We start from the raw sequence: 24,177 nt of genomic DNA on the forward strand, positions 1-24,177 counted from the left end.
CTTGCTAGTGTTACAACGTAACTGTAACACCTATAACACAAGCCAATGCTCCCCTTTTCCTTCCAGCTCCGCGATGGCGATCCGGTCTCCGACCAAATCGTCCGTGCCGCCCACCGCGCTTTGGCGAGCGGCGAGCTGCGGGAGGGTGACCTGTTTCCTTCCGTCCGCGCGTTGGCGCAGGAGCTGAAAATTTCCCCGACCACAGCGCACAAGGTGATGCAGCAATTGAAAGACCTCGGCTTCCTCGTCAGCCGGCCGGGCATCGGAATGGTCGTGCAGGCCCCTCAACTTCCGGCCTTGGAACAACGCCTTGCCATGATGGAGCCGGCGGCCCGCCGGTTTCTCGACGAGGCCCGCTCATTGCATCTCACCGCCGACGACTTGGAGCTGCTGCTCCGTCGTCTCCAGGATCCCAACCGCTAAAATTCATGATCACCATCCGCAGCCTTCAAAAACGCTTCCAAGGCAACGATGCCCTGCGTGGCGTCGATCTCGACATCCCGCAGGGAAAAGTCACCGCCTTCCTCGGTCCTAACGGCGCGGGCAAGACGACGACCATCAAGTGCGCGATGAACCTCATCGACCGCGATTCCGGCGAGGTGTCGGTGATGGAAACCGATGCCCGCGAGCTGGGTCCGAAGCAATGGCAGCGGATCGGTTACGTTTCGGAAAACCGATTGATGCCGGAGTGGATGACGGTGCCGAAGCTGCTCGACTACGTGAGGCCGATGTATGGCGAATTCTGGGACCGGGATTTCGAGAAAAAGTTGCTCGCGGGATTCGAGCTGCCGTTGAAAACCAAGCTGCGCTCGCTCTCCCGTGGCCAGAAAATGAAAGCAGCGCTGCTCACCGCGCTGGCCTACCGGCCGCAGCTCATCGTCCTCGACGAACCCTTCACCGGCCTTGATCCGCTGGTGCGCGACGAATTTCTAACCGGCCTGCTTGAACTCACCGAAACCGAAGGCTGGACTGTGTGGATTTCCTCGCACGACATCGAGGAGGTCGAGCGCTTCGCCGACCGCGTGGCGATCCTCAACAGCGGGCGGGTGGACTTGCAGGAGGACGTCGAAACGTTGCAGGCCCGCTTCCGTGCCATCGAGCTGTGGTTCGACGACACCGCCACCTTGCCGGGAAATCTGCCGGAAACGTGGATCAATGCTCAAGCGAACGGCCGGACCATCCGTTTCATCGACACCCACCACGACGAGGCCAGATTTTCTGGAATGTTAGTATCTATCTTCCCCGGCCATCAACGTTACGAAGCCCGCCGCATGACCTTGCGCGAGATCTTTGTGGCCCTCGCCCGCAACTATCGCACTCAACCTTACTGAACTCATGCCGCGCTCACCACTCACCCTTGCCCTCGGTCTCGCGATCGTAGCCGGCTTTTTCATCTTCCTCCTGTGGCCCGGTCAAGAGTTGCAGGAATGGGGGCTATACGCGGCGATGTCGCTACCTGTCATCATCGGATTGTTCACATGGTGTGCGGTGCGGGATGCTCCGCCGCTGGATGACCAGGCCTTCCACCGCACGCTGCCGCCGGGGGATGGTCATGCTTTTAGAAAGGTGCTCGCCATGCATGGCTGGGTGTTGCTCGGCATCGCGCTCTCCGAGGTGATCTATTGCTGGATCTATAACTTTGGTTGGCCGGTGATGTCCTACGGCTTGTTGATACTGACATTGCCGGTGTGGGGCCTGATGGGGGCGCTTGGCGTCGCTTCAAGCCTGGCGACCTCCCGCCAATTCGGAAAAACCTGGGGCTACGCTGCGGTATTCGGGCTGCCGCTGGTCTCGGCTGCGATCCCCTATCATCTCCGTGACGGATTCCGGCCTGAGGAATACGCCGGAGACCAATATTTCAACTCCCACCGTATGATCGTGCTGGTTGCGACGGTTCTCTATCCGATGATCTGGTGGTTGGCGGCGGTTCGACGTCGGAATGTGACGGCGCTGTGCCTGTCGGCAGTGATCGGTGCCTTGATCCCGGTGATCCATGTTTACGGCGGGTTCTTCAATGCATCGGAAGTCTCTGCGCCGGAACAGCCCGAGGTGCCCAGAGTATCTATCGAACGCAAGTTCGTCCCGCCGGGCGACGATCGTTGGATTCCCATCGAATCCATGATCTCGGTGGGTGGCCTTCGCGATGGAGAAATCATCCAACTCGGGAGAATGGGGGCGGATAGTCGATACATTCGTTTCTACGGAGTGCCCGATGACGAGCGGCTGAGGGAAGAAGGTTTGTTCAATGCCTATTCGTTGAAGGCGTCCATGGAAAACGGACAAATCACCTGGGGCGAGGCCGCGGTGTGGAGGCAGCTCCAGAAGCAGCTTCCCGGGCTTGAAACTCTCGATTACTTGGGCGGAGGAATGGATGTGCCCATGCATGTTTCCACTCTCCGGCCAGGCGAGACCGCGCTGATCCGCCAAAGAGGGGAACGCTCGAATCTCAAGCCGCAGTCGTTTGAACAGAAAGTGACCGAAGAGGATTTGAACTCCGCCATGTGGGGATCCATCGGAGCATCGGTCTATAAATTCGAGAAGGTGGGTGTGGTGAAGGTGGCGAATGGTGGCGATATCCGTCTGCCGCAGGGTGGCCTGCTCCGAATCGATCCACTGGCTCGGGAAAAAGGACATATTTCCATCCGGATGGAGAATTTCCAACAGGCCATGGTAGATGCGGATGGACCGTGGTTTGGAATAAAGGGGGAGGAACAGTTTTGGCCAGGGCAACCGTGGTTGGTCGCAGTGGACAGCTCCGGGAAGCACGCCTTTGCGCTATCCGAATTTTTTTACGAAAACGGCAGAAGGTCTCTGTTAGGTCGGGTGATCGTCTGTGGCTTCCAAGCGGAAGACGTGTCGGAAACCGAGAATCTTGCCCGCATTGAAATGCTGCGCGGCTGCAGCCTCCACGTGTTTTTTCCAAAGGTGGAAGGTCAGTTTCTACAGAGTCTGCCGCCGCCACGATGACGAAAGGCGGGCCGGAGCTTGTGGCTGCGGTGAAATGGAACCACACTCGCTCCATGCGAAAACGCTGGCTCATCCCGATCGCGCTGCTGGCCTTGGCCGGTGGCGCGGGGTGGTGGTTTCGCGGGGCGTTGGGCACCTGGATCCATTCGAATTTGGGCGGCGTGGAGTCGGTCCTGCTGAAAAGGCCCAAGCCGGATCCGAAGACTTACGCCACTCTAACTAACGATCTCGAACGCCGGAGGAAGGATCTGGCGGCTCGTCATGCCAAAGCGAAAACCGCAGGGGAGCGGGCGGCAATCGAAGCGGATGCCCGGGCCCTGTTGGAGACATCGTTGCCGGCGATGATGCGTTGCTGGCTCGGCACGCCGTGGGATTTCAACGGGACGGCGAAAGGGCCGGGGGATGGCAAAATTGCCTGTGGTTATTTCGTGGCGACGGTTTTGAAAGATGCCGGATTCCAAGTGGATCGCTATCAGCTCGCACAGCAGGCGTCGGAAAACATTTTACGCTCGTTCATTCCGCGCGAGTCCTGTGCGTTGAGCGTTGGCAAGGAATTCAAATCATTCGCCGAGGAAGTCGGGAAACGCGAACCCGGGGTGTATGTGATCGGACTCGACACCCATGTGGCCTTCATCGTCGTCGGGGATGGCGGCTTCCGGTTCATCCACTCCTCCGGCTCGAAACCTTGGTGCGTGGTCGATGAAAGCCCGGATCAGGCAGGCGTGTTGCAACGCTCGAATTGGCGGATGCTCGGCAATCTAACCGCCGATGCCGCCGTGCTGAGACATTGGCTGAAGGCGGACAAGATCGTGGTCCGCGGGACCTGATTCGATCAAGCCAACGCGGGTTCCGCCAGACCTGCGCGGACGAGGAGCGGTTCCTGGTCGGGATCGCGGCCCATGAAACGGCGGTAGAGTTCGTCGGGCGGGACGGAATTTCCCTTGCTGAGGATGTGCTCGCGGAAGGCGGCGCCGGTGTCGGAATTGAGCACGCCTTCTTTTTGAAAACGGGTGAACGCATCCGCATCGAGCACCTCGGCCCACTTGTAGGAATAGTAGCCCGCGGCATAACCGGTGGGGCTGCTGAAGAGGTGGTTGAAACGCCGCATCATCGAGGGCGGCTGGGTTTTCAGCGGAGCGAGATAATCGGCGAGTACTTCGCGGTCCACGGAATCGAGATCCTTGCCGGCGAAATCGGATAGACGGATGTGGAGTTCCAGATCGAGCTTGGCGAACGCGAGCTGGCGCATGAAACCGGAGGCGCTCATGTAGTTTTTCGCGGCGACCATTTTCACGAACAGATCTTCCGGGATCGCCTCTTCGGTTTCGAAATGGCGGGCGAAGAGATCGAGCGATTCGCGGTCCCAACAGAAATTCTCCATGATCTGCGAGGGCAGCTCGACGAAATCCCATGGGACATTCGTGCCCGCCAGCGATTTCACTGCGACCTCGCTGAGAAGGCCGTGGAGCAAGTGACCGAACTCATGGAAAATCGTTTCCACCTCCCGGTGTGTTAGGAGCGCCGGCTTGCCGTCCACCGGCGGGCTCATGTTGCCGATGATCAGGCCGAGGTGCGGTTCGCCGAGGGCTCCGGTGTGGAGCGAGTTCATCCAGGCTCCGCCGCGTTTCGATTCGCGTGGATGCCAATCGGCATAGAACGAACCGAGATGGGCAGAGGTTTTCGAATCATGGATCTCGTAGAATTTGCACTCGGGGTGCCATGTTTCTACGAGAGTTGATGGTTGAGAGTTGATGGTTGATAGAGAAGAACCGGGTTCGATGTAAACCGTTTCCAATTCGCGGATGGTGATGCCGAACAACCGCGAGGCGATTTCAAACATGCCGGCCATCACGCCATCGACCGGGAAATACGGACGCAGCGCTTCCTCGTCGAAATCGTAGTTTTCCTGGCGCTGTTTCTCCGCCCAGTAGCCGACTTCCCATGGTTCCAGAGCGTCCACCGGTTGGCCGGATTTCGCGGCCTTGTATTGGGCGAGCTGTTTGTATTCCGCGAGGAATTCCGGATGAATGCGGGCATGAAGGTTCTCGATGAAACCGAGGGCCGAGCCGCCGGTCTTCGCCATGCGGCGCAAGAGCGTTAGGTCGGCGAAGTGTTCGTGGCCGAGGATCTCCGCTTTTTCGTGACGCAGTTCGAGGATGCGCCAGACGAGCACGGTGTTGTCGTATTCGGCATAAGCACCGACTTTCGATGATGCTTCCCACACCTGATGGCGGATTTCGGCATCGTGCAAATGCTGCATGATCGGGAACATCGACGGGAGCTGAAGCGTGAATCGCCAGGCGTTTTCATGGCCCTTCGACCGGGCGTTCGCGGCGGCACCGGCCTTGGCGGAATCGGGTAGGCCGGCAAGTTTTGTTTCGTCGGTGATGACGAGTTCCCACGCGTTGGTCGAGTCGAGCACGTGCTCGGAATACTCCTTCGTGATCTGCGAAAGCTCGGCCTCGATGGCTGCGATGCGTTCTTTTCGGTCGGCGGGGAGATCTGCGCCGGAGTTGCGGAAATCGGCGAGCGTTTCCTCGACGAAACGCTTTTGCACCGGCGGGAGCGTGGCGATTTCCGGACTTTCTCCCGCAGCTTTGATGATGGCCCACAGGCGGTCGTTGAGTGCGAGCGAAGAATAGAAATCGGTGACTTCGGGAAGCATTTTCCCAAGCGCCTCGCGTTGGGCGGGGTTGTCGCTAACAGAGTCGAGGTGGTTAAGTCGGCCCCAGCCGTCGTTGAGTTGCTCGCTGGCTTTTTCAAAAGCAAGGAAAGTGGATTCGAACGTCGCGGCGGCGGGATCCTGGGCGCAGATGGCTTCGATGTTGCGCTTCGCAAGCTCAAGAGCGCGGCGGATGTCGGGCTCAACAGCTTCGGGGATGAGCGTGGACCAGCGGATGTGGAAATCGGGAGCGAGGAACGGGTGCATGCGGGGAAGATTGTGTGAATTCGGTATTCAGTAAAAAGTGGCGGGGCGTATCTTCGGTGGAGAACCGAGGTTGTCCATTCTTTGATGGCGGAGTATTGGGACAGGAGGCAAATCAAGCCGGACTATTTCCACCTCCCGCCAAGCTCGCTCACCAGCCGCGCTACCTCGGGCCGTCGTTTGAAAACCCGCCCGTTCCATCCGAGCCGGAGCTCGTGCCGATATTCGTCGAGACCGGGCAGTGACTGGGTGTGTGGCAACCATTCCTTGCATCACCCAGATCAAATACGCCTCATGTCCGGTCACCTAATGTATCGAACCGGGACTCGCCCAAGGAATGTAAGGAACACTTTCCTGTTCGCCTACGGCTCGGGAATCCCCAGATCCTTGCAAATCTTCTTCACCAAGAGGTCGTTGACTTCGGCATGACGGGGAACCGCGGAACGACGGTTGGTCGTGCGGTTTCTCCACCATGAATGATTTCCTCCTTCGCGGACCAGTTCGCAATCGTGTTTGGCCAAGTGGCTGATGAACGCCCGCCGCTTCATACGGTGACAGGCTCTTCGGTGTAGCTGCCGTTCGCGCTTGCCCTCGCCTCCTCACGATTGAACTCCAAAGCTTCCATGAGGATTTCCCGCAGGGACGCCATCAGCTCTTCCTTGGTTTTTTCCTGTGCGTTGACGCCCGGGATCTCCTCGATCCATCCAACCCACCAGTCGCCGTCCTGTTGGGTGATTGCCGTGTAGGTTGATTTCATGAATGGATGATTGGCACGAATCCGGCGCTTGGGCAACCGCCGAAGCGTTTTGCCAGCAACGCGTCATAGAGCGGATCGGTGCCCCGCAAAGACACGCGGAGGCTGGCGGTCCCGACCATGCTGGCGACGATTCCACGCTTTGCGGAAGCGGTTTCCGACCGGAGCAGCAATTCGATCAACCGGGAAACGGTGGTGTGTTTCTCCCGTGCCACCTTCTTCGCGAGACGGAGGATTTCCGGGTCGAGCGTGATGGAGGTTCGCTTTTTCATGAGCAGGTAATTAACCCAATTCATGCCTAACGGCAAGATCGCGCTTTGAAATCGAAGGGACGAGACGTCCCTTCCCCTATGGTGTTTCCGGCTCATCCGCCGGTTCATCTGATGCGGGAGGCGCGGGCGGCGGGACAAAAGCGGCCAGTGGCTTCACCAGGTTCGTCGGCAGCGGGAAAACCCGGTCGTAGATGCCGGGAGCGACCTCGGTGGACTGCGAGTAGGCGTCGCGGATCATTTCCATCTTCGCGTCGAGGTTGTCGATGTAGTGGAGGGCGAAGGCTTCCGGTGTGCGCGGCAGGACGGGCGAGCCGAATTCGTACTGGCCGTGGTGGCTGCCGATGAGGTGGAGCAGGTGGAGGCGGGTCATTTCCGTGGACGGCTTGAGGCCTTTCCACTCATCGGTTTCCACGCTGTCGACGAGGTCGTTCCAGAGCTTGTTGACCAGCTCGATGCCGAGCGGGATATGCCCTAACATTTCTCCGTGGATGCTGTGGATCTGGGCGAAACCGTCTTCGGGATAGGAATTTTCCCAGAGCTTGCCGCAGTCGTGGAAGAGCACGCCGGCGAGCATGAGGTCGCGGTTGAGTTCGGGATAAACCGGGCACAGCGCATCGGCGGAACGCATCATCTGTGCGACGTGTTCGACAAGTCCGCCGCGGCGGGCGTGGTGATTCTTTTTCGCGGCGGCGGTGCGGCGGAAGCGATCACCTAACTGGGAAAGGAAATGGGCGCAAAGTCCGTGGAGCCGCGGGTCCTCGATGGAGTCGCACAGCCGGCGGATTTCCGCGAAGTCGCGGTCCTGTTTTTCACGGGTTTCCGGATCGCCTGCCAGAAAATCCGCGATGGCGGCATCTTCCAGATTATACCACCAGAGCTTGTTCGGATTGACGCCATATTGGTTTTGCGTCCATTCGGCTTCGAGGCGGACCACGGTGCCTTCGGCAAGTGTTTCAGCGGCTTCGGACATCGGCGAGTCCGACCAGATTTTCAGGGAAAAATTTCCGGTGGAGTCCGCGAAGACGAGTTCGAAATATGGCTTTCCGCCCTTCGTCGTGCGGGTCGCCCGCGACTGGAGCTGGGCGTGGATCGCGGCATGAATGGGGATTTCTCCGGCTTGTTCCTTGACGGCGGCAATGGTGATCGGGCTCACGGGCGTTAGCATGGCAGGTGATGCCGCCGTGTCACGTTCATCATGAATCCATCAGCGCCGGCAGGCTCACCCGGAACGTCGCGCCTTCACCGGGAACGCTTGCGACTTCGACGGTGCCATGGTGGTTTTCAACGATGGCCTGGACGATCGCGAGCCCGAGTCCCGAATGTCCGCTGGACGGACCGCGCACGGGATCGACCCGATAGAAACGGTCAAACAGTCGCGGCAGGTGGTCCGCGGAAATGCCCGGGCCGTGGTCTGCGACTTCGAGGATGACGCGGTTGTCATTGAAGAAAACGCTTACCGTCGCATCGCCGCCGTTTTGCTGGTGGCTGATGGCGTTGGAAATCAGATTGCCGGCGACAATCGAAAGCGCCTGCGGATCGGCATGGCAGCGGGCGGTCTGGAGATTGGATTGGAGCCGGATCCCGTTCTGGTCGGCGAGCGGCTGGAGGAGCTGGATGGAGTCTGCGGCGATCAATGAGAGGTCGACGGTTTCGCGGCGGATTTCCGGACTGCCATCCTGCCGCGCTAACAACAGCAGCGATTCCACGAGCGAACGCATGCGGGTGGCGGCGTGGCCGCAGTTGGAAAGGATCTCCCGGTATTCGTCGGCGCTGCGCTCGCGTTTCAACCCGCGCGAGGTTTCCGAGAGGATGACAGTTAGAGGTGTGCGAAGTTCGTGCGAGGCGTCGGCGGTGAATTCCCTCTGGCGCTCGATTCCGGCGGCGAGCCGGTCGAAGGTTTCGTTGAGCACCTGGCTGAGACGGGTCAGTTCGTTGTCGGTGCCGGCGATGTCGATGCGTTCCGATAGTTTTCCTCCTGCGATTCTCGATGCGGTCTGGCTGATCGCGTTGATCGGCTGGATGGCGCGGCCCGCGAGCCACCAGCCGCCGAGCAGGCCTAACAGCCACAGCAGCGCGCCGCTGCCCGCGATCTGCCAGCCGAGTTGCTGCAGCGCGGCGCGGTCCGCGGAAATATCGCGGCCAACCACGACCCGGAAACCGCGCGGTCCGCCGTGGACGAGTTCACGAAAGTTCCCGCGCATCCGGGTCAGTTGATCCTGATTCGCAGGAAGTTTCGGAAACACCAGGCTTTCCGGGGAATTCACCGAACGGAAAAGTGTCTGGCAACCACCGTCCCAGAAGGCGATGTAAGTACTTTCGGAAGCCTCGGGATCGAAGAGATCACGCATCTCCAGGGGAAATTGCGAAGCATCGTCGATGCTCAGGAAACGCTCGCGAATCTCAGTGGTGGTCGGCGGACGATCATCCTTTTTTTTCTGAGAGGGAAATTCCCAGAAGCTTTTCATGAATGCCCGCTCGAACGCCTCGAGCTCGCCATCAATACGCTCCCGCCGGGCATCCGCGGCCAACCGATGCGCGAGCATGCACAGCGCGGCAATCACGCCCATGAGAATGAGCGCATGCCAGAGCTGGAGCCGCCAGCGGACCGAATGGAAGAGGTATTTCATTCGATGGAATAACCGTGGCCGCGACGCGTGGTGATGAAATCCGCGCCCAGTTTTTTCCGGATGTTGGAAACATGTACATCCAGAAGGTTGGAAAGCGTGTCGTCATCCTCGTCGAAGAGATGCTCGTAAAGCTCGCTGCGGCTGACGACCTGGCCGCGATGAAGGGCGAGGTATTCGACCAATGCGTATTCGCGGGCAGTTAGGGAAATTTCCCCGCCGTCCTTGCTGACGGTCCTTGCCGCGGTGTCGATGGTGATGCCGCTGACTTCCATCAGGCTGGACGCTTGTCCGGAACTGCGCCGGATCAACGCGCGGATGCGGGCTAACAACTCGTCGCTGTCGAAAGGTTTCGTCAGGTAATCATCCGCTCCGGCATCCAGTCCGCGGATCCTGTCGGGCACCGCGTCGCGCGCGGTGAGCATGAGGACCGGTGTTTTCTTGAGCGGGCGCAAACGGCGGAGCACTTCCCAGCCGTCGAACACCGGCAGCATGCCGTCGAGGACGATGCAGTCGTAGTCGGACGCGCTCGCCTTGAAGAGACCCGCCTCGCCGTCATCCGCGGTATCGACGGCGTAGTTCTCCTCGCGCAGGCTCGCGGCGAGACTGCGTTGCAGGAGTTGGTCGTCTTCGATGATGAGCAGGCGCATGGAGAAGAGAGTTGATAGTGGATGGTCGATTGTTGATGGAAAGATGCGGGTGGTGGATTTTTTCTATCAACCATCAACTCTCAACCATCAACCTATTCATGCCGCAAGGCATCGATGGGGTCGAGTCCGGCGGCGCGGCGCGCGGGCATGAAGCCGAAGATGATGCCGATGGCGGCGGAGAAAACGAAGGCGACGATGTTGATTTTCGGGTCGAAGAGGAACGGCGCGCCGACCACTTCGGCGAGTGCGATGCACAGGCCGTAGGCGAGGGCGATTCCGGCCACTCCGCCGATGCAGGAAAGTGTCACCGCCTCGACCAGGAACTGCAGCAGTACCTCCCGCGCCCGCGCGCCAATGGCGAGGCGGATGCCGATTTCGCGGGTGCGTTCGGTGACGGAAACCAGCATGATGTTCATGATGCCGATGCCCCCGACAAGCAAACTGACACCCGCGACCGCGCCTAGCAATGATGTCATCACCTTGGTGCTGGAACTGATCACTTCGGCGAGTTGCTGCGAATCGAAAACGTTGAAATTGTCCCCCTCGTTGGCAGTGATTTTGCGGCGTTCCCGCATCAGTGCGCTAACGTCCGCCACGATATTCGCACTGGGGTATTCCTGTTCCCCGGAGATCATCACCTGGTTGAAACTCTTGCCGCCCTGGCGACCTGAAAGTCGGTGGATGATGGTGGTGTAGGGAACGATCATGTTGTCGTCCAAGTCATCGCCGAAGCCGCCCTGGCCTTTCACCGCGGTGACGCCGATGACTTCCAGCGTCATGCTTTTCACCCGTACCTTGCTGCCAACAGGATCCACCTGTTCGCCAAAGAGTTCCTTCCGGATTGTTTCCCCGATGACGCAGACGGGTGCGGACTCGTCCACCTCGGTCTCCGTGAAAAACCGGCCCGTGCCCACCGTCCAGTTCGCGATGGCGAAATAGTTGGGCGTGGTGCCCTGGATGTCGTAGGTGCGGCTTTCGTCCTGATAGACCACTTGGGCGTTGTTGGAAACGAACGGCGCGACCGATGTGATGCCGGGAATCTGATCGCGGACGGCATCGACATCCTGCAGGCTGAACATCGGTGCCGCGCCGCCGCCCCAACCCTGGCCGGGACGGAGGACGAGCAGGTTGTTCCCCATTTTGGAAATCTGTTGTTTCACGGTCTCGGTGGCTCCCCGGCCTAGCGTGACCATCGTGATCACGGCGGCAACGCCGATGACGATGCCGATCACAGTTAGAAACGAGCGGGTCAGGTTGCGCCGGATTTCCCGGATGGCGATGAGCAGCGCGTTGAAGGTCATGGCGATCATAACGGAAAGTTCTAGCGGGTTACGATGTCGTCGGAGATCAGTCCGTCGCGGACGTGGATGATGCGGCGGGCGCAGGCGGCGACCTCATCTTCGTGGGTGACCATGATGATGGAGATGCCGCGGTCCGAGTTGAGCTTGCGGAGGAGCTCCATGATCTCGACGGTGGTTTTGGAATCGAGGTTGCCGGTCGGTTCGTCGGCGAAAAGCGTGTCGGGTTTGGTGACGATGGCACGGGCGATGGCGACCCGCTGCTGTTGGCCGCCGGAAAGTTCTGCCGGGGTGTTGCGCTCCTTGTCCGACAGGCTGACCTGAGCCAGCGCCTCGCGGGCCATCTCATGGCGTTGTTTTCTGGAATAGCCGCGATAAAGCAGCGGAAGCTCCACGTTCTCAAGCGCCGAGGTCCGGGCGAGCAGGTTGAAGCCTTGGAAAATGAATCCCAGCGCGTGCCGGCGGAGCAGCGAGCGCTGGTCCTTGTTGAGGTGCTCCACGGCGATTCCCTTGAACAGATAGGAGCCGGCGGTGGGGGTGTCGAGGCAACCTAACAAATTCATGAGCGTCGATTTCCCCGAGCCGCTGGGACCCATGACGGCGACGAACTCGCCACGATGGATAGTTAGATCCACTCCGCGGAGGGCGAGGAACGCGGCCTCGCCCGAGCCGTAGCGTTTGGTCAGGCCGTGCAACTGGATGAGCTTTTCGGGGTTCATTCGGTCTTTGGTGGCTTGATGCTGATGATGACGGGAGTGCCTGCGGCCAGCCCCTCACTGGTGATTTCGGTAACGCGGCCGTCGGTGATACCCGGAGTGACCTTGATTTCCAAAGGTTCCCCGTTCTTGAGCGTCCACACTTTGGGAGTGGAGTCCGAGGAGCCCGCTTTCGCTGGAGGAGCGCCTCGCCAACGTCTGCCACCACCGGGAGAAAGGCTCTGGACGAGGGTCCGTTTGGTGGTATCCGGTTTGCCGATTGCAGCGGCGGCGACGGGGTCGAAGCGGAGGGCGGAATTGGGGACGACGAGGATGTCCCTCTTGTCAACGATCGCGATGTCCACAGTGGCGGTCATGCCCGGGCGGAGGGATAGATCCTCGTTGGTCACTTCCAACTCGGTGCCGTAGGTGACGACCGCGCCGGATGCCGTGCCAGTGGCCGCGTTTGCGGTCGTTCCGGTGCCCACGGCTCCGAACGCCACCTTCTTAACCTTGGCAGTGTAGCTGCGGCTCGGCCAGGCATCGACACTGAAGGTCGCGGTCTGGCCAACCTCGATACGGCCGATGTCGGCTTCGGACACGTTGACGAGCAGTTCCATTTTTTTCAAATCCTCGGCGATGGTGAAAAGCGTGGGCGCGGTGAAAGAAGCGGCTACGGTCTGACCGACTTCGATGGAACGCGCGAGCACGATGCCATCGACCGGCGAGCGGATGATGGTTTTCGCCAGGTCGCTTTCAAACGCACGGACGTCCGCCTCCGCTCCGGTCACCGCCGCTTGGGCACTTCCCAAATCCGCCATGGCACGGGACAGGGTGGCGCGGGAGGTTTCCATGGTGGCCCGCGAGGGAGTTTTTCCGCCACTGATCTCGAGGAGTTCCTCCTGGCGTGCCAGCGCGGCTTTGCTCTCGGCGACGGTGGCATCGGCCTGGCTGACCCTGGCTTTAGCGGCGAGCAGGGCGGCGCGGCTGCGGTCGGTCTGCTGGTCGAGCTTGGTGGTGTCGAGCTTGGCCAGGGTCTGGCCTTTTTTCACCTGATCGTTGGTGTCCACCAGCACTTCCTTGGCGGTGCCGGACAGCTCGCTGCCGACGATGATCTGATTGGTCGGAGCGAGGTTGCCCGCGGCGGTGACGATCAGCGAGATACGGCCGATCTTGGATTCCCCCGTCTGATAGTCCGCCTTCTGTTCTCCACCGTTGTTACGGCGCAGATAGTACCAGACGCCCGCCCCGATCAGGGCGACGGCGAGAGTGATGAAAATCCATTTCCTCAACGGGCGCGAGGCCCCGCTGGCGACGATGGTGGCGAGATCTTCTGATGAATCGAATGAAGTCATTGAATTTGATAGATGTTTGAAAATGATCTCAGGAGCCGGCCGACCAGCCGCCGCCGAGGGCCTTGTAGAGCTGGATGTAGGCGATGGTGCGGTCCGCCCGGACGGAGAAAAGATTGGACTCCAGCCCCAGAAGAGAGCGCTGGGCATCGAGCACGGAAACGAAATCGATCTCACCGGTCTGATAGCGCTGACGGGCGATCTCATCCGCCTCACGGGCGGCGGCGGTTGCCTTTTCGAGGGTGTCCAACCGCTCGGCGGTGCGGCGGCAGGCGATGAGCGAGTCCTCGACTTCGGAGAGAGCGGTCAGGACGGTGGAGCGATAGGCCTGATAGGTTTGTTCCTCGGCGGCGCTCTGGGCCTCGATGTTCGAGCGGATGCGGCCGGCATCGAAGATCGGGCTGCTGATTCCCGCGATGATTCCGGCGGTGGCGGTCTCCGGATTGAAGAGTTTGCTGGAAGCAAGCGTGTTCAGGCCTAACGAACCGGCGAGGTTGAGCGAAGGATAGCGTTCCGCATCGGCGGCGCGGGTGCTGGCGGCGGCGGCGAGGAGCTGATAGCCGGCGATGCGGACATCCGGGCGCTGGCGCAATGTGTCGACGGGAATGCCGACGGCCAGGCTGCGCGGGGGATTCGGAATCGCTTTTTTTCCGGAGGACAGCGTACCGTCGAGACTGCCGGGAGCTTGACCTGATAGAAGCGCGAGGAGATTGCGTGATTGGGATATGTTTTGTTGCAGCGCGGGAATGGAGGCCCGAGCCTGCTCGAGACTGCTGAGGGCCTGGCTGGATTCGAGCGAATCCGCCTCCCCGGCCTGGGTGCGCCAACTGGCGAGTTGCGAGGTTTCCTCGCGAGTCTTCACATTGCTGAAAAGGACTTCGAGAGCGGCTTCGTTGGCGCGGAGGTTGGTGTAGGCGATGGCGATTTCCGAAGCGAGCGAGGCTTGAACCGAGTTGAAATTTTCCTCACTCGCGCCAAGCTGCGCCGATGCGGCTTCGACCGAGCTTCGGGTCTTGCCGAAAAGATCGACTTCCCACGAAGCGTTCAATCCGGCGGAGTAGGAGGTGTCGGAATTCCGTCCCGAAACATCCCTATCAGAGGTATTGGCGTTGGTGGAGGCCGAGCCGCTGAGCGAGGGAAAAAGCGAAGCCCTCGTCGCATTGCGCTGGGCGCGGGATTCCTTGATCCGGGCGGAGGCGGAGGCCATGTCCGGGCTGTTTTTCAGCGCGTTCGAAATGAGGTGGGTCAGCGTCGGATCGTCGAAACGGCTCCACCAGCGCGAGAGGTCCTGGGTCGGCGACGCCACCGGGAAATGATGCGCGTTCTTCCAGTCCGCAGGCACGGAGACCGGTTGTTTAGTGATGATGGAATCGACGCCGCAGCCACTCAAACCAAGGAGGGCGAAGCTGGAACAGAGGAAAAATCGGGCGGATTTCATGGCGGAAACTGGAGGCAAGCTAGCCGCCGGAACCTTTAGAAAAGGTGAAGAGGTGGATTTCTTCCGGCGGAATTCGCCGCAGATACGCCTCTTCAGTGGCGAAGCTTGCCGCAACGTGCGAATAGTCACTCAGTCTCACGACGAATCACCGAAATGCCCTTGGAAAAACAAAAGACGGTCCCGCCATCCACGCCTGCGGGAAGCCACTTCCGCTTCGCGCGGATCGGAACCGTTCTTTCGAAGCCGCCCGGAATGTTTTACGATGTCTGCCGGGTGCTCGGACTCGGCGTATTCGGGATGACGATGCGGGTGAAAAGCAAGGGCCTGCGTTCCGTGGATCACGAAGGCGGCATGCTCGTCGCGGTCAGTCACGTGAGCCATCTCGACCCCATCGTGGTGAGTGCGATGCTCGGCCGCAGGATCAGTTGGGTTTCGCGGATCGAATTCTATCAGCACTGGTTCATGCGCACGCTGTTGTACCACGGCGGCGCGTTTCAGGTGAACCGGACCGGCGCGGCGCGTCCCATGATCCGCGAGGGACTGCGACGTCTCAAGCGCGGTGAAGCCGTCGGTATTTTCCCCGAGGGCGAACTGATGCGCGGCAAGAACTCGGTGCTGCGCGGTGCTTCCATCAAACAAGGCGTCTGCATGCTCGCCGCGCTCTCGGGACGTCCGGTGCTGCCGGTCATCGTTCTCGGCACCGAACAATTGATTCGCATCGGCCCCTGGCTCCCTGCGAAACGCGGCAAGCTCTGGATCCTCGCGGGAAATCCCATTCACGCGGTCCCTAACTCCCGCGGCCGCCGGTCGCGTGATGAATTCGCGCAACGCCTCATCGCGGAATACACCCGGCTCTATGCGGAAATCCGGTTGGAGTTCAACCTGCCGGAAGACATCGCCCCGTGAGCCGCCGCCCTTGACGTGCCTCCACCCCTGACTTGTGATGGCCGGATGAAATTCGCAAGGCCATGACGCGCTCCCCGCTTTACCTCAGCTACGGCATGCCGAAGTCGGGAAGCACGCTCGCTTTCGAACTGACGCGGACGATGCTCGAACTCGCCGGAGTTCCCCAAATCAAAATCGGCGAAGGCGTCACCGATCCGGAGGCGAAGATCAATTTCGTCCACAAGCTCGATGGCCCGGGATACGAAAAACTGCGCGACGAGGCGAAGACCATTTCCCGTCCGATCGTGATCAAAACCCATTCGCGATTGTTTCCGCGTCTGGAGAAACTGCTGCAAAGCGGGAAATTGTTAGGCCACGCCATCTGCCGCGATCCGCGCGACATGGCGCTCTCCATGTTGGACGCCGCACGCGAAGGCCGCGCCTGGGGCGGCAGCGAGGAAACCCGTTTCAAGACCGTGGCGGATACCGAGAAACGCCTTCACAAGAGCATCGAGATGTTTACGAAATGGGCCGCATCGCCTAACATCATGCCGATCCACTATGAGCGCCTGGCCTTCGATACCGAGACCGTCGCCGCCGAGATCGCCGCGCAACTCGGCATCACGGTGGACATTCCCAAAGCCATCGAAATCGCGACCGGCACCAAGTTCACCCAGCTCAACCAAGGCGTTTCCCAACGCTGGAAAACCCAGATGGATCCCGCCGACGCGAAGCGGCTGGAGGTGACGTTCAAGGATTACATCCAGACCTACTGTCAGGATGTGCCGTCCGCACCCAAGGAACGCAAGCCTCCCTCGGGATTCCTCGCGAAGTGGCTGCCGCGTAAGGGTTAGAAATCCGGATGGATCTCCGTCCCCGCTGTGTTTGTCGAATTAAGACCTGCCTGTGTCATCGCCGCCATGTTTCCCGCTGGTAACACGCGGGAGTCACCTGATGGAAGGCTTGGAACTCACGCCTGAAATTCCCGACCGCCGAAAAGCCAAGCGCCAACGCGACGTCGCCCGGCGATCTTCCACCTGCCAGCATCCGGCGCGCCACCACCATCCGCTCGTTCCTCATCCACTCCTTCGGCGGCAGGCCCACGTCGTCCAGAAACACTTTGTAAAAATAGCGCTCACTGCATTCCAGCGACGCACAAACCTCGCCGATCCGATAGCCACATTTGAGCACCAGACGTTGGAGGCAGGCTGTTTTACCCGGTTGCACGAACAGAATTCTCCACGTCCTCTCCGCCCTCACGATCCGCATTGGGAAACAGCTAACCGGACCCTCCGCCGCCAGCAAGCGGAAGTTAGATTATTTCGGGAAAATAACGATGGCAGGGGCCGACCTCCGGGCGGTCCGCGTGAATGACTGGCGAATGCCCGGCTAAGGAAAAAACCTGCCCGGTCCTCGCCGCTGTTTTCATTCTCATCCCTTTCGCCTGACCGTTGCGCTCTAACTAAGGATTCCTCGAATATCAGAAAACACGGAACCCTGTTCCGAATTGGCATCTCTCAGTTCCTTGCCCGCGCCCCCGCCGCCGGATTGGATCCGCGATGACGGGCCACACCTGATAGGCCGACTGCGGACAACCTTTCCAACAGGAAGGAATCCGCCAGCCGCTTCGAAGACTCCCCGTCGATTGAAAACAACAACCTAACCACCACCATGCCCTACACCAATATCGACGCCACCATCACCGACGCGCAACGCACCGCCGTTTTCGCCGCCATCACCGACATCGAGACCAATCTCAGTTTCCTCGTCAACCTGACCAACTCCGAGCGCCAGGCGCTGCCGAAGATGGGCAGCGCGACCCAGTCATTCGTTTCCAAAGCCCTGGAAATCGCCACCAACAACCCGCAATTCGTGCCGCCTTATGCCGATGTGGCCGGAATGAAAAAGGACTACGACCTCGCCGTCCGCCTGCAAGGCATCGAAATGCAGCTCGCCTCGCTCCACGAAAAGGTGTCCGACACAAATCTCGCCGCCGGTTCCGAGGCGTATGTGACCGGCCTCACCCTCTACAACTCGATCAAGGCCGCTGCAAAGGTCAATGTGCCCGGAGCCAAAGCCCTCGCGACCGAGTTGGCCGAGCGCTTCGCAGCAACCACAACCACCCCGGCCGCTCCCGAACCCGTCCCAGCCTGATCTAAACTCCATAAATCTCTGATTTTCAAACAACCACCACCGGAGAATTCCGGTGGTGGTTCGTTTTTTACGGGGTGGAACACGCCCCAAAGCGCCACCTTACCCCCACCTCCGAAGTGGGGGTGCCCACTTCCGAAGTCCCCCCTCCCACTTCGGAACCGTGACCCCGGAGTTCTGAACTGCGGTAGCCGAGTCCCAGCCTGCGACGGCGCGGTCCCGAACCACGAAGCCCGAGCTTGGAACTCCGGTGCCTGACTTCCGAACCGCCCGCGCCCGGTTGGGAACCTCGGTGGCGGAGTCCATCACCGCAGCCTCGGAGTTTGGAGCTCCACTCACGCGGTCCAGAACTCCGCTCGCCATGTTTAGAGGTGGGGCAATGCCACCCACGGCCTGTTTTGGATAGAAACACCGTCGCCTGCGCGGGGAATGAGTCGGATATTCTTCTTGCCCGCATAGTACTGCCCCGGTTGACTTAGTGCGTCCATTCCGGTGGATGGGGTCTGAAAAACTTCGCAACTAGCGGTCGGCATCGACCGCAAACCGATGCCGCAAAACCGACCCAAGGGCCGGGGGGGCGGTGGCGTATGTCCAGGCCGCCTCTTCGGGGGAGGCTAAAGGCCACGGCGGTCGACTAGTTGCGACTTTTTCACTCCCCGTCCACCAGGAAGGACTCGATCACTTCCTCATTTTATTTTATCCGATTCATTATGAAATCTCTTCCGGTCGTTTTGTGCCTGTCGCTTGCAACCCTCGTCTTCGGTCGCGATTTCCGCCCGGAGTCGCATTTTGAAAACATCCCGTTGGAAGACTCCTCGATCCAGCAGTGCTACGTTTTCCACACTACGGCGGGAGTGGAATATCGGGTGGAATCCTCAAACGATCTGATCCACTGGACCACGCAGGATGAAATCTACGGCTTGGGAAACGAATATGTCGTGACCATGCGGGAATACACCCCGCCGCCTCCGCCACCACCGGGCACTCCACCAGCAGTGCGGCCCGCTCCGGCCAAAAACACCAGTGTCCTGTTTCATCGGTCTTCCGGCGCGTCGGGCGGCACTGTTATTTCGTGGCGGTCGTTGGATCATGGCGGCCCGGTCGTCGTCAGGATTGCCGGGGAAATGGTCGCCGGTTGGGATCTCATGCCCCTTTATTCGGACCGCTACGACGCCTATTATTTCTTCATCATGTATGCGGGGGACGTGGCCAATCCGCCTGCGGAAAACCCACCGCTCGGTCCTAACGACACCGCGATGCTTGCGGTGTTGGAGGCCAGCCTGCCGTCGATGAACCAGAAGGTCTCCGATTCCGCCGCCCGCGCCCGCAATTCACCCCCGCCAGCGCCGGCGGACCCTGATTCCAAGCGGTTCTGGCGCGTCCATGTGGACGCCGGCATCGACTCCGATCTCGACGGCAGCCCGGATTGGGCGGAGTTTGAAATCGCGGCGCGTGGGACCGGCAGCTTGGTTTCCGGCGTTTCGGGCGATGCTTTCGATGCCGATACTAACGCCGACGGCATCCCCGACGGAGACCAGCTGGATGCGGATCTGGATGGCGTTTCTGACTCCCAAGATCCCAAACCATCGGATAGCTCCGCCTTTTTTCCTGTAGGCCCCATCCCCCGCTACGCCTTATTCCCCATCCTATATCAACCCGAGTATCCGGATCCTTTCCAGATCAGTGATAAAGGCCGCGTGCTCTATCGAACGGGGTCTTGGTGTGCCGGAATCTGGACCCCTCTCGTTCCCCCGGCGGGTGGCATCCAAGGCAGTTCCCAGCCGGCCCACGCCTACGCGATCAATGACAACGACGTGATTGTGGGCGAGGGGACCTATCAGCTGAGTAGCGACCCTGAATACCATGCGCGCATGGTTTATTATTGGCCAACGCCTGACGCCTCGCCTCGGCCGGTGCAAAACAGTCAGGATTTAAATGCGGGTTACGCATCTCATTTCGTGGGCGACTATTACTACCACGGGTTCGCCCCGCGTCCTGTTCTTTCCAAGGACGGCCGTTTCACCGCGGTGACAAAGGAGTGGTCGGAGACTTCTGGCGGATATTCCACGACAAGCGTGCAGGGTAGCGATGGTACGTTCTACGAGAACGAACTCCGGGTAAGTGTTTGGACCTTGCCGATCGGAGCCGGAAATCAATCAACTGAAGCCGATGGCTCCATCGAGATGCCATTTCATCGCGAATCCGGCCTTAACTGGGGATACACCGTGGCGCATGACCAGGACGGCAATGAAACCGGGCCTCGCGAGGGTAAAGTCCTCGCTCCCGGAGAGTTGCCGAAGCTGCCTTTCGAGCCATACAACGTCTTCTCAACCACTAACGGTATCCTCGCTCTGCCACCCACGCATTTGGAAGAGTCACCGAAGCTGTTCCGCAACAACACCTGGCACGACAGTCCTTCATACCAATACGCTGCGGACATGGCCGACGACGGAGTGGCTATTGCCGACGGAAACGGAGCCGCCAAACTCGGCCTGACCGCGCCCATCCTCCTCAATGGAAAATGGGAGGGGATCGAACGCAGCACTCCAGGCTTGCCGCCAACAGAACCAACCGACCCCGTGTTGAGACTCCTCGATACCACTCCAAGCGGCTGGATCCTCGCCCAGACTGGAACTGGTGTAACAAAAACAGACGCCACGATGTTACCGATTACGGTGAAGGGAAAATCCAGCGACACCTCGCTCGCCGACGGAGCGACCGGCGTGGATGAGTTTTCTATCCTTTGCGACAATCCCGGCCCTTCGGTTCAGGACCGGATCTGGATCATGGCACCTTTGACGGAGGGCCAAACTAAATTCACCCTGAAAGCGCCAGTGAACCCCGCAGCACCGTTGAAGCTCAAGTTGGATACGGAAGGCATCCGTTTCGACGGCGCCACTGAGAAAATATTAACTGCTCCCGAGAACGAGGTTCTCATGGAATGTGTGTCCGCTAACGAAACCACCCGCGATGTGGAGTTGAACCTTTCGCTCGGCTCAGTGGAATCCATCAGCAAGCCTCTGGGAGTCAAAATCATGAAGGACCGGATCGTCAGGGTGAAGCCCTTCCTCGTCACCCAACGCACGGTGGTTCCCGATCCCGCCAACCCCGGCCAGTCTTTGATCAAAACCAATACACCAGACCTCACTCCCACCCGCGCTACTCTGGAGAAGTATCTGAACGACGTTTTTGAACCGCAGGTGAACACCACGTTCGTTGTGGAGGAACCGACCGATCTGCAACTGGAGTGGGATGCGAACGGCAACGGCTCGGCGGATCCAGCGAGTCCTGAAACTCCAGGTGCGGAACTCCAGCCCATGCTGGATCTGGCGGACGGATTTGCGGGGGACGCTGACATCAAGGTATTCTTCCTCGGGACCGACAAGAAGATCTATAAAGATAAAGCACGCGGACTGACAATGCCCGACACGAATAGCTGCTGGATTGTGGCGGATACGCTTGCCAAACCTGACAAGCCCGAAACTGGCATTACCCTCTATGAGGTTGCCCAGACTACCGCTCATGAGATAGGTCATGTGATGGTGGGTTCCGGACATCCCGATGGCGGTGATGGTCCAGCGCCGTTGCCAGGGACCGACCACCTCGAACGCCTGATGGTGGACGGAGAAAAGCTGCCGCACCTTAAGGTTGGTGATGTGACCCGTGCGATAGCCCGCAAGCATCGGCTCGTCAAAGGCGAGTGGGATGCAGCGGAGATTTGGCTGAGGGACAATGTCGACAATCACGGTGGGCTATGAAGATATTAGGCATTTTACAACTCATTTTTTTGTGTCTGTCTTGTTTTTCGCATGGAGATATTGATCGATCATGGAGTCGAACTGACACCGAGATTGACGCATCATTTGGATCGGCCGCAGCTCAAAGAGGCGCTTTGTCTCAACATGAGGCAATTGCTGATTGGAAGGAGAAGATAGATGCTTCGATAAACCTGCCTCCACAAGAATCCATTCCTCTCTTGGGAGAAGCTGTCAATAAACTTGCAAAAAAGAATATTTTCCAAGTCGAAGAACGTATTGAAGTTTACGATCAGGCACGCGATCTCCTCCTTTCCACACCCGGCCACGCGGAATACTATCGTGACAGGATCAACGAAGCGCGGCTCAAGATGGAAAATTCGCGGGGCGATGCCGGAGATTATCCTTATTATAAAAATAAATTACGGGAGGTCATCCTATACGATTTTCCGATCTTTGAGCAACTCCCGAGTCCTGAAACCGTGAGGGTACTTGGCGAATTCCTTTTTGATGAACGGGGCTATGTCCGCGTGGACAACCCGAAGGATGAGAATGAGTTGTTCAAAATGATTGCCCAAGGCCCCGTCTTTGGTCGTGCGGCAAGGTCACTATTGGCGCTCCCGTTAGAGCACAAGCCGGTAGTGGACACGAGGTATCCCAGCTATACCAATCCCGAGGACATACTGCCGTGGCGGCAGTGGATTGAAGAGATCAAGGCTGGTAAACGCACCTTCCGCTTCGTGGGAGACCCGACGGAATACGATCTCAACGGCCCGGCCTCACAGGAAAAGCTGACTCGCCTCGCAATGAACAGGGAGCGGGATGAGGAGCGTGCGGTGGGGCACAACAGACCTTCGTCTGCTCCAGAAGCCGAGTCTGCCGTCACTCGAATTGGCAAGCCATCCACCATCGCCGGGATTCTTGCGGGTTGCGCCCTTGTTGCGGCTGCGGTTTGGTATTTTCTCAGAGGGCGAAAGACCGCGTAAGGAAAAGTTAGAAGTGTGTTCCGGCTGTCTCAGCCGGAATATTCAGCGGCTTCGCACCCGGCTGAGACAGCCGGGACACATTATAGTTAGAAATCCAGATAGATCTCCGTCCGGCGGTTGGCGCGGCGGCCTTCGGGATTGTCGTCGCCGGTTTCGGTGGTGTTGGGGCGGCGCGGCTGGCTGTCGCCCTTGGCCACGGTGATGATCTGTTTGGCATCCACACCCGCCTTGGTGAGATAGTCGCGGACGACATCGGCGCGGCGGGAGGAGAGCTGGTTGTTGTAGTCCTTGGTGCCGAGCGCGTCGGTGTGGCCGCTGAGCGTGATCTTCTTGCCGGGATCGGACTTGAGGATGAGGGTGACGATTTCCAACTGGCGGCGCGTGCGGGGGTTCATCACGTCCTCGTTGAACTCGAAGTAGAGCGCGAGCGTGTCGCCACCGGCGGGATTCTTGACGAGCGGCGAGTAGTAGATGTCGCCGCCGGCGACGCGGCGGGCGTAGTCGGCGAGGAGTTGGTTGAGATTGATTTCCGAGACGATCCAGTTAGACGGCGCGGGAGGTTGTTTGAGGGTCATCGCGAATTGCGCGGTTTCCTTGCCGTCGGTGCTTTCGACATTGGCGAGATAACCGACGGTGTCCTGGCGCTGGAACATCGAACGCAGCGGCTTGGATTTGCGGAGCCGGTAGTTGCCCTCTTCAAACAGAATGCACAGCCCGGCGATCTTGGCGTCCGATACGGTCGCGGGATCGACAAAGGCGCGGGCGAACTCGAAATCCTGCTTCAGCACGGCTTGGAGAAACGCATCGGCCACGCCTAACGAATCCGCGAAGACCGCCTTGGGAATCGGCTCGCCGGGACCGGGGGGCAGAGTGATTTTTTCGACCGCCCACTTGCCCTGGTTGCGGCGGAGATCGAGGAAAATGCTGTCGCGGCCGGGTTCCTGACCGGCGAGTTCGAGAGCCCAGCGCGAGCGGGCGTTGAGCTCGAGTTCGCCGACTTCGCGCACGCCGTCGGGCTGGCGGAGGCGGAGCGGCGTGGCGGAAAGTTCCTTGAGGCGGGCGATGGTTTGCGAATCGAGCGCGTCCTTGCCGATGAGGCGGCCGACCTTCGCGAGATCACCCGCTTCGAGCGCCTTGGCGATTTGTGAAACGAGCACCGCTGGATCCGCGGCGGTCACACCGACGCCGAGATCTGCTAGGACGGTGTCGGCATCCTCGGGTGCGACCGGCTCGGCCAGGCCATTGATTTTTGGCGGAGCCACCGGTGATGCGACTTGCGGATGAACGGCTTCGGGTGTCTTCGGATGGACGCCGGGGCGGACGATCAGCAAGACCAGGGCCGCTGCGGAGATCACCGCCGCAAGACCGAGGAAAAAGTAGGGAAGCTTGGATCGTTGCATGTGAGGCTCGGTTAAAACGACAGG

General features: G+C 59.7%; 22 protein-coding genes. 9 read left to right on the plus strand and 13 right to left on the minus strand.

The genetic code is table 11. The features are described from left to right. Nucleotides 1–45: 45 nt before the first annotated feature. From ABIQ96_RS00460 to ABIQ96_RS00475, 4 genes are read left to right on the plus strand one after another with little or no spacing between them, the layout of a single operon-like run. Nucleotides 46–423 carry a GntR family transcriptional regulator gene (locus tag ABIQ96_RS00460; protein WP_348212557.1) on the plus strand — a complete coding sequence of 126 codons (378 nt, stop codon included), beginning with the start codon at nucleotides 46–48 and terminating at the stop codon, nucleotides 421–423. 5 nt (nucleotides 424–428) lie between these two features. Then, on the plus strand, nucleotides 429–1,331 hold the full coding sequence (locus tag ABIQ96_RS00465; RefSeq protein ID WP_348212558.1) for an ABC transporter ATP-binding protein: 903 nt from the start codon (nucleotides 429–431) through the stop codon (nucleotides 1,329–1,331). A 4-nt stretch (nucleotides 1,332–1,335) separates the two neighbouring features. Beyond that, on the plus strand, nucleotides 1,336–2,967 hold the full coding sequence (locus tag ABIQ96_RS00470; protein WP_348212559.1) for a hypothetical protein: 1,632 nt from the start codon (nucleotides 1,336–1,338) through the stop codon (nucleotides 2,965–2,967). Between the two features lie 53 nt (nucleotides 2,968–3,020). After that, nucleotides 3,021–3,794 (plus strand): hypothetical protein, encoded by a 774-nt coding sequence (locus ABIQ96_RS00475; RefSeq protein ID WP_348212560.1) that lies wholly within the window; start codon nucleotides 3,021–3,023, stop codon nucleotides 3,792–3,794. 5 nt (nucleotides 3,795–3,799) lie between these two features. On the opposite strand, the gene ABIQ96_RS00480 is transcribed toward ABIQ96_RS00475, so the two are convergent. From ABIQ96_RS00480 to ABIQ96_RS00530, 11 genes are all read right to left on the minus strand, one after another. Continuing rightward, nucleotides 3,800–5,896 (minus strand): M3 family metallopeptidase, encoded by a 2,097-nt coding sequence (locus tag ABIQ96_RS00480; RefSeq protein WP_348212561.1) that lies wholly within the window; start codon nucleotides 5,894–5,896, stop codon nucleotides 3,800–3,802. A 359-nt stretch (nucleotides 5,897–6,255) separates the two neighbouring features. Next, nucleotides 6,256–6,441 (minus strand): type II toxin-antitoxin system HicA family toxin, encoded by a 186-nt coding sequence (locus ABIQ96_RS00485; RefSeq protein WP_348212562.1) that lies wholly within the window; start codon nucleotides 6,439–6,441, stop codon nucleotides 6,256–6,258. Beyond that, complete coding sequence (locus ABIQ96_RS00490) at nucleotides 6,438–6,650, minus strand: type II toxin-antitoxin system HicB family antitoxin (RefSeq protein WP_348212563.1); 213 nt, start codon at nucleotides 6,648–6,650, stop codon at nucleotides 6,438–6,440. The genes ABIQ96_RS00485 and ABIQ96_RS00490 overlap by 4 nt, the downstream gene beginning before the upstream one ends. Next, nucleotides 6,647–6,919: a DUF6364 family protein gene (locus ABIQ96_RS00495; RefSeq protein ID WP_348212564.1), complete on the minus strand. Its 273-nt coding sequence runs from the start codon at nucleotides 6,917–6,919 to the stop codon at nucleotides 6,647–6,649. The genes ABIQ96_RS00490 and ABIQ96_RS00495 overlap by 4 nt, the downstream gene beginning before the upstream one ends. Nucleotides 6,920–6,995: 76 nt before the next feature. Then, entirely contained in the window at nucleotides 6,996–8,072 is a 1,077-nt protein-coding gene (locus tag ABIQ96_RS00500) for an HD domain-containing protein (protein ID WP_348212565.1), read from the minus strand. A gap of 40 nt (nucleotides 8,073–8,112) precedes the next feature. Continuing rightward, nucleotides 8,113–9,546: an ATP-binding protein gene (locus ABIQ96_RS00505; protein ID WP_348212566.1), complete on the minus strand. Its 1,434-nt coding sequence runs from the start codon at nucleotides 9,544–9,546 to the stop codon at nucleotides 8,113–8,115. Then, nucleotides 9,543–10,193, minus strand: a complete 651-nt coding sequence (locus ABIQ96_RS00510) for a response regulator transcription factor (RefSeq protein ID WP_348212567.1) — start codon at nucleotides 10,191–10,193, stop codon at nucleotides 9,543–9,545. The genes ABIQ96_RS00505 and ABIQ96_RS00510 overlap by 4 nt, the downstream gene beginning before the upstream one ends. 92 nt (nucleotides 10,194–10,285) lie before the next feature. Continuing rightward, a complete protein-coding gene (locus tag ABIQ96_RS00515) occupies nucleotides 10,286–11,494 on the minus strand; it encodes an ABC transporter permease (protein WP_348212598.1) in 1,209 nt (402 codons plus the stop codon). 20 nt (nucleotides 11,495–11,514) lie between these two features. Then, nucleotides 11,515–12,210 (minus strand): ABC transporter ATP-binding protein, encoded by a 696-nt coding sequence (locus tag ABIQ96_RS00520; RefSeq protein ID WP_348212568.1) that lies wholly within the window; start codon nucleotides 12,208–12,210, stop codon nucleotides 11,515–11,517. Next, entirely contained in the window at nucleotides 12,207–13,541 is a 1,335-nt protein-coding gene (locus tag ABIQ96_RS00525; protein ID WP_348212569.1) for an efflux RND transporter periplasmic adaptor subunit, read from the minus strand. Before ABIQ96_RS00525 ends, ABIQ96_RS00520 begins: the two co-directional genes overlap by 4 nt. 28 nt (nucleotides 13,542–13,569) lie before the next feature. Beyond that, nucleotides 13,570–14,976 carry an efflux transporter outer membrane subunit gene (locus ABIQ96_RS00530; protein ID WP_348212570.1) on the minus strand — a complete coding sequence of 469 codons (1,407 nt, stop codon included), beginning with the start codon at nucleotides 14,974–14,976 and terminating at the stop codon, nucleotides 13,570–13,572. 153 nt (nucleotides 14,977–15,129) lie between these two features. On the opposite strand from ABIQ96_RS00530, the gene ABIQ96_RS00535 reads away from it, so the two are divergent. Both ABIQ96_RS00535 and ABIQ96_RS00540 read left to right on the plus strand, forming a co-directional pair. Beyond that, nucleotides 15,130–15,882, plus strand: a complete 753-nt coding sequence (locus ABIQ96_RS00535) for a lysophospholipid acyltransferase family protein (protein WP_348212571.1) — start codon at nucleotides 15,130–15,132, stop codon at nucleotides 15,880–15,882. 62 nt (nucleotides 15,883–15,944) lie between these two features. Next, complete coding sequence (locus ABIQ96_RS00540) at nucleotides 15,945–16,715, plus strand: sulfotransferase domain-containing protein (RefSeq protein ID WP_348212572.1); 771 nt, start codon at nucleotides 15,945–15,947, stop codon at nucleotides 16,713–16,715. 55 nt (nucleotides 16,716–16,770) lie between these two features. Here ABIQ96_RS00540 and ABIQ96_RS00545 read toward each other — a convergent pair whose 3' ends face one another. Continuing rightward, nucleotides 16,771–17,130 carry a helix-turn-helix transcriptional regulator gene (locus ABIQ96_RS00545; protein ID WP_348212573.1) on the minus strand — a complete coding sequence of 120 codons (360 nt, stop codon included), beginning with the start codon at nucleotides 17,128–17,130 and terminating at the stop codon, nucleotides 16,771–16,773. A gap of 402 nt (nucleotides 17,131–17,532) precedes the next feature. Between ABIQ96_RS00545 and ABIQ96_RS00550 the strand changes: the two genes are divergently transcribed. The 3 genes from ABIQ96_RS00550 to ABIQ96_RS00560 all read left to right on the plus strand — a co-directional run bounded on the left by ABIQ96_RS00550 (nucleotide 17,533) and on the right by ABIQ96_RS00560 (nucleotide 22,753). Next, entirely contained in the window at nucleotides 17,533–18,015 is a 483-nt protein-coding gene (locus ABIQ96_RS00550) for a hypothetical protein (protein WP_348212574.1), read from the plus strand. 707 nt (nucleotides 18,016–18,722) lie between these two features. Next, the gene (locus ABIQ96_RS00555; RefSeq protein WP_348212575.1) at nucleotides 18,723–21,770 is read left to right on the plus strand and encodes a hypothetical protein; all 3,048 of its coding nucleotides are present in this window, start codon (nucleotides 18,723–18,725) and stop codon (nucleotides 21,768–21,770) included. Then, on the plus strand, nucleotides 21,767–22,753 hold the full coding sequence (locus ABIQ96_RS00560) for a hypothetical protein (protein WP_348212576.1): 987 nt from the start codon (nucleotides 21,767–21,769) through the stop codon (nucleotides 22,751–22,753). The genes ABIQ96_RS00555 and ABIQ96_RS00560 overlap by 4 nt, the downstream gene beginning before the upstream one ends. A gap of 86 nt (nucleotides 22,754–22,839) precedes the next feature. Here ABIQ96_RS00560 and ABIQ96_RS00565 read toward each other — a convergent pair whose 3' ends face one another. After that, nucleotides 22,840–24,153 carry an OmpA family protein gene (locus ABIQ96_RS00565; protein ID WP_348212577.1) on the minus strand — a complete coding sequence of 438 codons (1,314 nt, stop codon included), beginning with the start codon at nucleotides 24,151–24,153 and terminating at the stop codon, nucleotides 22,840–22,842. Nucleotides 24,154–24,177 lie beyond the last annotated feature (24 nt).

Source organism: Luteolibacter sp. (assembly GCF_039920825.1).
In the GTDB taxonomy this organism is placed as follows: Bacteria; Verrucomicrobiota; Verrucomicrobiia; order Verrucomicrobiales; family Akkermansiaceae; genus Luteolibacter.

Bases quoted from the DNA above. Each gene is read 5' to 3' on its own strand.
- ABIQ96_RS00460 (WP_348212557.1), top strand. From the start codon at position 46: ATGCTCCCCTTTTCCTTCCAGCTCCGCGATGGCGATCCGGTCTCCGAC.
- ABIQ96_RS00465 (WP_348212558.1), top strand. From the start codon at position 429: ATGATCACCATCCGCAGCCTTCAAAAACGCTTCCAAGGCAACGATGCC.
- ABIQ96_RS00470 (WP_348212559.1), top strand. From the start codon at position 1,336: ATGCCGCGCTCACCACTCACCCTTGCCCTCGGTCTCGCGATCGTAGCC.
- ABIQ96_RS00475 (WP_348212560.1), top strand. From the start codon at position 3,021: ATGCGAAAACGCTGGCTCATCCCGATCGCGCTGCTGGCCTTGGCCGGT.
- ABIQ96_RS00480 (WP_348212561.1), bottom strand. From the start codon at position 5,896: ATGCACCCGTTCCTCGCTCCCGATTTCCACATCCGCTGGTCCACGCTC.
- ABIQ96_RS00485 (WP_348212562.1), bottom strand. From the start codon at position 6,441: ATGAAGCGGCGGGCGTTCATCAGCCACTTGGCCAAACACGATTGCGAA.
- ABIQ96_RS00490 (WP_348212563.1), bottom strand. From the start codon at position 6,650: ATGAAATCAACCTACACGGCAATCACCCAACAGGACGGCGACTGGTGG.
- ABIQ96_RS00495 (WP_348212564.1), bottom strand. From the start codon at position 6,919: ATGAAAAAGCGAACCTCCATCACGCTCGACCCGGAAATCCTCCGTCTC.
- ABIQ96_RS00505 (WP_348212566.1), bottom strand. From the start codon at position 9,546: ATGAAATACCTCTTCCATTCGGTCCGCTGGCGGCTCCAGCTCTGGCAT.
- ABIQ96_RS00510 (WP_348212567.1), bottom strand. From the start codon at position 10,193: ATGCGCCTGCTCATCATCGAAGACGACCAACTCCTGCAACGCAGTCTC.
- ABIQ96_RS00515 (WP_348212598.1), bottom strand. From the start codon at position 11,494: ATGACCTTCAACGCGCTGCTCATCGCCATCCGGGAAATCCGGCGCAAC.
- ABIQ96_RS00520 (WP_348212568.1), bottom strand. From the start codon at position 12,210: ATGAACCCCGAAAAGCTCATCCAGTTGCACGGCCTGACCAAACGCTAC.
- ABIQ96_RS00525 (WP_348212569.1), bottom strand. From the start codon at position 13,541: ATGACTTCATTCGATTCATCAGAAGATCTCGCCACCATCGTCGCCAGC.
- ABIQ96_RS00530 (WP_348212570.1), bottom strand. From the start codon at position 14,976: ATGAAATCCGCCCGATTTTTCCTCTGTTCCAGCTTCGCCCTCCTTGGT.
- ABIQ96_RS00535 (WP_348212571.1), top strand. From the start codon at position 15,130: ATGCCCTTGGAAAAACAAAAGACGGTCCCGCCATCCACGCCTGCGGGA.
- ABIQ96_RS00540 (WP_348212572.1), top strand. From the start codon at position 15,945: ATGACGCGCTCCCCGCTTTACCTCAGCTACGGCATGCCGAAGTCGGGA.
- ABIQ96_RS00545 (WP_348212573.1), bottom strand. From the start codon at position 17,130: ATGCGGATCGTGAGGGCGGAGAGGACGTGGAGAATTCTGTTCGTGCAA.
- ABIQ96_RS00550 (WP_348212574.1), top strand. From the start codon at position 17,533: ATGCCCTACACCAATATCGACGCCACCATCACCGACGCGCAACGCACC.
- ABIQ96_RS00555 (WP_348212575.1), top strand. From the start codon at position 18,723: ATGAAATCTCTTCCGGTCGTTTTGTGCCTGTCGCTTGCAACCCTCGTC.
- ABIQ96_RS00560 (WP_348212576.1), top strand. From the start codon at position 21,767: ATGAAGATATTAGGCATTTTACAACTCATTTTTTTGTGTCTGTCTTGT.
- ABIQ96_RS00565 (WP_348212577.1), bottom strand. From the start codon at position 24,153: ATGCAACGATCCAAGCTTCCCTACTTTTTCCTCGGTCTTGCGGCGGTG.